A 6,563-nucleotide genomic window follows, 5' to 3' on the forward strand; every position below is an offset into this window, starting at 1 on the left:
CACCACCACCCCGCCNCACCGCCAAAAGAACCTGCTCGCCCATATCAGTCACCACACCTCCCCAATGTTTCACGTGAAACACACCCCCATACTCCATGAAAGCCCAAAAAGATGCCACCCGTTGCAACTTCCCCTCATGTTTCACGTGAAACATCCCCAAGGTCCCCTTTATAATGGAACCTAACAAGCTCTTCCCCCCATTCCCCCATCATGAATTACCCGCGCGAATTTGACGTGATCGTCGTCGGTGGCGGCCATGCCGGCACTGAGGCTGCGTTGGCAGCTGCCCGCATTGGCGCCAAGACGCTATTGTTGACGCACAACATCGAGACCCTGGGCCAAATGTCCTGCAACCCGTCGATCGGTGGAATAGGCAAAGGACACTTGGTCAAAGAGGTCGATGCTCTGGGCGGAGCAATGGCCATTGCCACTGACGAGGCGGGGATTCAGTTCCGTATTTTGAATGGGTCAAAGGGCCCCGCCGTGCGTGCAACCAGAGCGCAAGCTGATCGGGTGTTGTACCGTAAAGCCATTCGTCATCGCCTGGAAAACCAACCTAACCTGTGGCTATTCCAGCAAGCCGTCGACGATCTCATGGTCGAAGGCGATCGAGTAGTGGGGGCCATCACCCAGATCGGGCTGAAGTTCCGCGCCCGCAGCGTCGTCCTGACTGCCGGCACCTTCCTCAATGGCCTGATTCACGTAGGCCTGGAAAATTACTCCGGTGGCCGTGCCGGCGACCCACCCGCGATCTCATTGGGCCAGCGCTTAAAAGAATTGAAGCTTCCCCAAGGACGGTTGAAAACCGGAACGCCTCCTCGCATCGACGGCCGCACCATCGACTACAGCGTCCTCGAAGAACAACCAGGCGACCTCGATCCGATTCCCGTGTTCTCCTTTTTGGGCAACACATCCATGCACCCGCGTCAGCTGCCGTGCTGGATCACCCACACCAATTCCCGTACGCACGACATCATCCGTGCGGGACTCGATCGCTCACCCATGTACAGTGGCGTGATCGAAGGCGTAGGACCGCGGTACTGTCCGTCTATCGAGGACAAAATCCATCGTTTTGCCGACAAGGCATCACACCAGGTTTTCCTCGAGCCCGAGGGCTTGGATACCCACGAGGTCTACCCCAACGGCGTATCCACCAGTCTGCCATTCGATGTCCAATGGGATTTGATCCATTCCTTACCCGGACTGGAAAACGCACACATTCTGCGCCCCGGTTATGCAATCGAGTACGACTACTTCGATCCTCGTGGATTGAAATCAACATTGGAAACCAAGGCCATCGAGGGCCTGTATTTTGCCGGACAAATTAACGGCACAACGGGTTACGAAGAGGCGGCTGCGCAAGGCCTATTAGCGGGTGCGAATGCAGCTCTGCGTTCTTTAGAACGAGAGCAGTGGACGCCTCGTCGTGACGAAGCGTATTTAGGCGTGTTGGTCGATGATCTCGTGACGCGAGGCGTGACAGAGCCCTATCGCATGTTCACCTCTCGCGCTGAATATCGTTTGAGCTTGCGCGAAGACAACGCAGATCTACGCCTGACTGAAATCGGCCGCAAATTAGGTTTGGTCGATGATGTCCGCTGGGATGCATTCAGTCGCAAGCGCGATGCAGTGGCTGCAGAAATTGAGCGATTGAAATCCACCTGGGTGACTCCGCGTAATTTTCCTGCCGAGGCGGCAGAGCCGTTGCTAGGTAAAGCGATTGAACGTGAGTACTCACTATCAGATTTATTAAAACGGCCCGCCGTGTCTTACGACTCGCTGATGGCGGCTCGCAATATCGATGGTTCATTGTTGGCCGGTCCTGGCGTGTCCGACGATGACATCCTGGCCGAACAAGTCGAAATCCAGGTCAAGTACGCGGGCTATATCGCCCGGCAACAAGACGAAGTGCAAAAGCACTTGTCGCACGAGCAGCAACGCATCCCGGCAGATATGGATTATGACGCTGTCAGCAGCCTGTCATTCGAAGTTCGCCAGAAACTCAAAACGCACCGCCCGGAAACCATCGGGCAAGCTGCGCGCATTTCCGGTGTTACGCCTGCAGCAATCTCACTATTGCTCATCCACCTAAAGCGTCTGCATTACGGCACGCGCAAGCAAGCCGCATGAGCCCCGCGTCTGAGGCCACTCTGGCACAGCGCCTGACGCAAGCCTGCGATAGCCTGGGCTTGCCGATCACTGCTGCACAAACGGAACAGTTGCTGACGTATCTGGCACAAATGCAGCGTTGGAATCGGACCTACAACCTGACCGCGATTCGTGACCCGGAACAAATGCTCGTTCAGCATTTGTTCGACAGCCTGAGTGTTGTCAATCCCTTGGCCAACACGTTGGATCCTGCCGCCATGACCAAGGTGTATGACATCGGCTCAGGCGGTGGATTACCCGGCGTCGTATTAGCGATCATGTTGCCTTCATGGCAGATCAGTTGCGTGGATGCCGTGGAAAAGAAAATGGCGTTCGTGCGTCAGATGTCGGGTGTGTTGTCTCTCTCCAATTTACGTGCCGTACACGGCCGCGTCGAAGCTCTCGCGCCCGCGCAATGCGATGTCGTCATCTCGCGTGCGTTTGCTTCTCTTAACGATTTTGCGTCACTGGCAGGCCGCCACGTGCGCAACGATGGTACCCTCGTTGGCATGAAGGGGAAGGTCCCCGAAGATGAAATTCAAGCCTTGCATCAACAGGGCGAATGGCACGTCGAACATATCCAGGCGCTGCAAGTGCCTCAGCTGGATGCACAACGCTGCCTGATCTGGATGCGTCGTAGTCAAGGAACTCTATGAACACCAAAACGTCTAGCACTCGTCCTGCACGCGTGTTTTGTATCGCTAACCAAAAGGGCGGCGTTGGCAAAACCACGACAGCCATCAATCTGGCGGCGGGCTTGGCCACACATGGCAGACGGGTGCTGTTGATAGATCTCGATCCACAAGGCAATGCGACCATGGGTAGCGGCATCGACAAAAGCACGCTGCAATCCACGCTATACGATGTTTTGATAGGCGATGCATCGATCGAACAAGCCCGCGTGCGTTCCGATGCGGGCGGCTACGACGTGCTGCCCGCCAACCGCGAACTATCCGGCGCCGAGATCGATCTCGTCAACATGGAGGCTCGCGAGCGACAGTTGAAAGCCGCAATTGGCGCTGTCGCGTCGCAATATGATTTTGTGCTGATCGATTGCCCGCCGACGCTGTCGTTGTTGACCTTGAACGGCCTGGCCGCGGCGCATGGCGTGATCATTCCGATGCAGTGCGAGTATTTTGCTCTCGAAGGTCTGTCCGATCTGGTCAATACCATCAAGCGAGTGCATCGCAACATCAACGAAGACTTGAGCTTTATCGGCTTGTTGCGGGTGATGTTCGATCCGCGGATGACTTTACAACAACAAGTTTCCGCACAGCTGGAATCCCATTTTGGGGATAAAGTATTCACTACCGTGATTCCGCGCAACGTACGTCTTGCCGAGGCCCCCAGTTATGGTTTGCCGGGGGTTGTGTATGACAAGGCCTCACGTGGCGCTCAAGCTTATATTTCTTTCGGCGCCGAGATGGTCAAACGCGTCGAAGCCATGGATTGATCTTTTCATGGCTACTCATCATGCCGTGCTGGGGTTATCCACACGTTCAAGATGGTGGTGATCGGGCGTATTGTTCCCGTTTGCGCGTCAAGACATGCTTGAGCTTGCGCCATCTATGCAGCGTACAAGATATCCACAGCAGGCATAGCAAGTTGTAAAAAGGATTTTTCGACATGGCCACCAAAAAACCCAAAGGTCTGGGTCGCGGGCTGGACGCGCTGCTCGGCGCAGACGGGCCCGCGATCGATACCTTCGCCAAAAAGACGACTGAAGTCGTCAAGCAGGTAGAGGGACCTCCGACGACATTGCTCGTTGGCAAAATGCGCGCGGGCAAGTATCAGCCGCGTACTCGCATGGACGAAGGTGCGTTGAACGAATTGGCTGAGTCCATTCGCACGCAAGGGATCATGCAACCCATTCTGGTGCGTGCGCTCAACGACGATCCCGGGCATTATGAAATCATTGCGGGCGAACGCCGTTTTCGTGCCGCGCAATTGGCGGGCTTGAAAGAAGTCCCGGTTCTGGTGCGCGAGGTCGCCGATGAAAACGCCGCCGTGATGGCGCTCATCGAAAACATTCAGCGCGAAGACCTCAACCCGCTCGAGGAAGCTCACGGCGTACGCCGTTTGCTCGATGAGTTTGGTCTCACTCACGAGCAGGCCGCGACGGCTATCGGCCGTTCGCGTTCCGCGACCAGCAACTTGCTGCGCTTGTTGAACCTGGCCGCGCCGGTGCAAACCATGCTGTTGGCCGGTGATATTGATATGGGGCATGCTCGTGCGCTGTTGGCGGTCGAAGCGGCGATGCAGATTCAATTGGCCAACCTCATCATTGCCAAGCGCCTGTCCGTACGTGAGGCCGAAAAACTCGTCGCGAAAGCCGTGAAGGATGTTGATGCCACCGCTCGGAAAAAAGGCAACGGCGCCTCGCGCGATGTGACGCGGCTTGAAGAAGCCCTTTCCGATCAACTGGGCACGCGCGTTGCGCTGAAAGTTGGAGCACGTGAAAAAGGTCAACTCGTCATCGACTTTCACGGCTGGGAACACCTGAATTCCCTGCTGGAGCGTCAAGGGCTGTCCGGAGTCCTGGATGCCTGAACGCCGGTTGCCGGTCATCGCGGTAGTAGCGACGGGCGGGACGATTGCCGGTGCCCAGGCTGACACGGCTTCGCATGCCTATCGTGCCGGCGCCTTGGCGGTCGAGCAATTGCTGGACGCCGTGCCCGGCCTGGCTCAATTGGCGGACATACAGGCAGAGCAGGTTGCCAGCGTGGGCAGCCAGAATATGACCCATGCCGTCTGGGCAACACTGGCGCAGCGTATCGATTCCCTATGCCAGGACTCTGCCATTGACGGTATCGTCGTGACCCACGGAACGGACACCCTGGAGGAAACCGCCTACTTTCTCAGCTTGGTGATTCGGCACGACAAGCCCTTGGTATTGGTGGGTGCAATGCGTCCCGCTACGGCGCCAGGCGCCGATGGGCCTGCCAATCTGTTTCACGCGGTGGCATTGGCGGGAAATGAAGCAGCGCGCGGGCGCGGACCGCTGGTGGTAATGAACGAGGATATTCACTACGCGCGCGAGATTCAAAAGGTGGCTTGCGCGGGGGTGAACGCCTTTGCTTCGCCGAATCGGGGCAGGGCGGGGGTGGTGCGGGGCAGACACGCCCAGTTTTTTTCCCGCAACGATACGGTGTACGGCACAGCAAGCGAATTTTCGATTGAAATGCTCGATGCCGTGGCTTGGCCTCGCGTCGAGGTTGTCCATGCGGGCGTGGACATGGGCAGCGATTTAATCGACTTCCTCGCCACAAAAGCGCGAGGCCTGGTGTTGGCTGGCGTGGGCGATGGCAATGCCACCGATGTAGCAATGCAAGCCCTGCAGCGCGCTGCAGCCCAAGGCGTGGCCGTTGTCCGTGCCAGCCGAACAGGTAGCGGTCGGGTGGGGCGCAGCGTCGAGGTTGACGACGATGCCGCTGGTTTTATTGCTGCTGGCGAACTCAGCCCTCAGAAAGCTCGAATCTTGTTGATGCTGGGTCTGTTGGTTTCTGCTGATCCGGCCCGGCTACAAGAGTTTTTCGACCGGTACTGAGCATTACGGGTGTCACGTGCCCAAGGCTTGCTTTATGCGGGTTGGGAAAGGATGGCCGAGCCAACTTTCGTGAAAAAGCCTATATCGCGCCTTTGGTTTGCAGCCCTCCAACAGGGCCAGCTTTGTCCTAGGGCGGCCCGGCGGCAAAAAATGTTCCGGATATACGAAAAATCCCCCGTCGTATTTGACTTTCAATTTAAAAGTGTCCATAATCTCAAGTTCTCCGCTGGAGGGGTGCCCGAGTGGTTAAAGGGGGCAGACTGTAAATCTGTTGGCCTTGCGCCTACATTGGTTCGAATCCAATCTCCTCCACCAGAGACCCATATTTTGAATCCAGGCGGGCTGCCTGGATTCTTGATGTAAAGCCCTGCTGTTTGCGGTTAATCGCGTGGCAGGGTGTAGCAAATGTGGGAAGAGTGGTGAAAGGTAGCCCGCGGGTGTAGCTCAATGGTAGAGCAGAAGCCTTCCAAGCTTACGACGAGGGTTCGATTCCCTTCACCCGCTCCAAGCTGCCCATGTGGCTCAGTGGTAGAGCACTCCCTTGGTAAGGGAGAGGTCACGCGTTCGATCCGCGTCATGGGCACCACAAATTTTTTCTTCTCTTCTTAGTCAGAAGCTTCAATCCAGGTCAGGAGTCAGCCATGGCAAAAGGCAAGTTTGAACGTACCAAGCCGCACGTGAACGTGGGTACGATTGGTCACGTTGACCACGGCAAAACGACGTTGACGGCGGCGATCACGACCGTGTTGTCGACGAAGTTCGGGGGCGANNCCCGCGGCTACGACCAGATCGATGCAGCGCCGGAAGAGAAGGCGCGTGGTATCACGATCAACACGGCACACGTGGAATACGAGACGCAGAACCGTCA

General features: G+C 56.9%; 6 protein-coding genes, 3 tRNA genes and 1 pseudogene. All 10 read left to right on the plus strand.

Annotation, left to right across the window (positions count from 1 at the left end; all coding sequences use genetic code 11):
- The first annotated feature begins 210 nt into the window (after positions 1 to 210).
- Positions 211 to 2,130: a tRNA uridine-5-carboxymethylaminomethyl(34) synthesis enzyme MnmG gene (gene mnmG / locus ACNA0I_RS15325; RefSeq protein ID WP_415806885.1), complete on the plus strand. Its 1,920-nt coding sequence runs from the start codon at positions 211 to 213 to the stop codon at positions 2,128 to 2,130.
- Positions 2,127 to 2,804: a 16S rRNA (guanine(527)-N(7))-methyltransferase RsmG gene (rsmG, locus tag ACNA0I_RS15330; RefSeq protein ID WP_415806886.1), complete on the plus strand. Its 678-nt coding sequence runs from the start codon at positions 2,127 to 2,129 to the stop codon at positions 2,802 to 2,804. The genes mnmG and rsmG overlap by 4 nt, the downstream gene beginning before the upstream one ends.
- Positions 2,801 to 3,601, plus strand: a complete 801-nt coding sequence (locus ACNA0I_RS15335) for a ParA family protein (protein ID WP_415806887.1) — start codon at positions 2,801 to 2,803, stop codon at positions 3,599 to 3,601. The genes rsmG and ACNA0I_RS15335 overlap by 4 nt, the downstream gene beginning before the upstream one ends.
- Before the next feature lie 173 nt (positions 3,602 to 3,774).
- On the plus strand, positions 3,775 to 4,698 hold the full coding sequence (locus tag ACNA0I_RS15340; protein ID WP_415806888.1) for a ParB/RepB/Spo0J family partition protein: 924 nt from the start codon (positions 3,775 to 3,777) through the stop codon (positions 4,696 to 4,698).
- Entirely contained in the window at positions 4,691 to 5,695 is a 1,005-nt protein-coding gene (locus ACNA0I_RS15345; RefSeq protein ID WP_415806889.1) for an asparaginase, read from the plus strand. The genes ACNA0I_RS15340 and ACNA0I_RS15345 overlap by 8 nt, the downstream gene beginning before the upstream one ends.
- A gap of 228 nt (positions 5,696 to 5,923) precedes the next feature.
- Positions 5,924 to 6,010, plus strand: a tRNA-Tyr gene (locus tag ACNA0I_RS15350).
- A gap of 118 nt (positions 6,011 to 6,128) precedes the next feature.
- Positions 6,129 to 6,202 (plus strand) — tRNA-Gly (locus ACNA0I_RS15355).
- A 4-nt stretch (positions 6,203 to 6,206) separates the two neighbouring features.
- A tRNA-Thr gene (locus tag ACNA0I_RS15360) sits at positions 6,207 to 6,281 on the plus strand.
- A gap of 55 nt (positions 6,282 to 6,336) precedes the next feature.
- The coding region (locus ACNA0I_RS15365) for a GTP-binding protein (protein ID WP_236585750.1) at positions 6,337 to 6,464 on the plus strand (128 nt) is incomplete at its 3' end.
- Positions 6,465 to 6,466: 2 nt separating this feature from the next.
- Positions 6,467 to 6,563: pseudogene (locus ACNA0I_RS15370) on the plus strand (hypothetical protein); the annotation flags it as partial.

Origin of the sequence: Bordetella muralis (assembly GCF_965139205.1) — a bacterium.
GTDB classification, from domain to species: domain Bacteria; phylum Pseudomonadota; class Gammaproteobacteria; order Burkholderiales; family Burkholderiaceae_B; genus Bordetella_A; species Bordetella_A muralis.

Bases quoted from the DNA above. Each gene is read 5' to 3' on its own strand.
- mnmG (WP_415806885.1), top strand. From the start codon at position 211: ATGAATTACCCGCGCGAATTTGACGTGATCGTCGTCGGTGGCGGCCAT.
- rsmG (WP_415806886.1), top strand. From the start codon at position 2,127: ATGAGCCCCGCGTCTGAGGCCACTCTGGCACAGCGCCTGACGCAAGCC.
- ACNA0I_RS15335 (WP_415806887.1), top strand. From the start codon at position 2,801: ATGAACACCAAAACGTCTAGCACTCGTCCTGCACGCGTGTTTTGTATC.
- ACNA0I_RS15340 (WP_415806888.1), top strand. From the start codon at position 3,775: ATGGCCACCAAAAAACCCAAAGGTCTGGGTCGCGGGCTGGACGCGCTG.
- ACNA0I_RS15345 (WP_415806889.1), top strand. From the start codon at position 4,691: ATGCCTGAACGCCGGTTGCCGGTCATCGCGGTAGTAGCGACGGGCGGG.